This is a genomic window from Methylobacterium sp. D48H (assembly GCF_053345715.1).
The window spans coordinates 1-287 of the sequence record NZ_JBKFAP010000199.1 but is presented as its reverse complement, the minus strand read 5'-3'; the positions used below and the strand labels follow the sequence as shown (position 1 = coordinate 287).

At 75.3% G+C, this 287-nt stretch carries 1 pseudogene; it reads left to right on the top strand.

The window, feature by feature from the left end:
- A pseudogene (locus ACLBX8_RS32110) lies at positions 1 to 287 on the top strand (FAD-dependent monooxygenase); the annotation flags it as partial.

Genomic DNA, 287 nt, shown 5'->3' with positions numbered 1-287 from the left:
ATCCTCGACTCCTACGACGGCGAGCGCGGCGGCGAGCACGCCCGGCTGAGCGCCCAGCAGGTGCGCGGGTTCCGGTGGGCCGTCTATCGCGGCCCCGTCCCCGACACGGTGCTGGGGCTGGCCGCGAAGGCGCTGCCGAACCTGGGCTCCCTGCTGCAGGGGACGGACGACATGCAGCAGATGGGCGCCGCCTACCCCGGCAGCCTCCTGAACGCGGATCACCTGTCGGGCCTCGCGAACCTGACGCACCTGCTGCGGCCGGGGCCGAAGCCGGGCCAGCGCGCGCC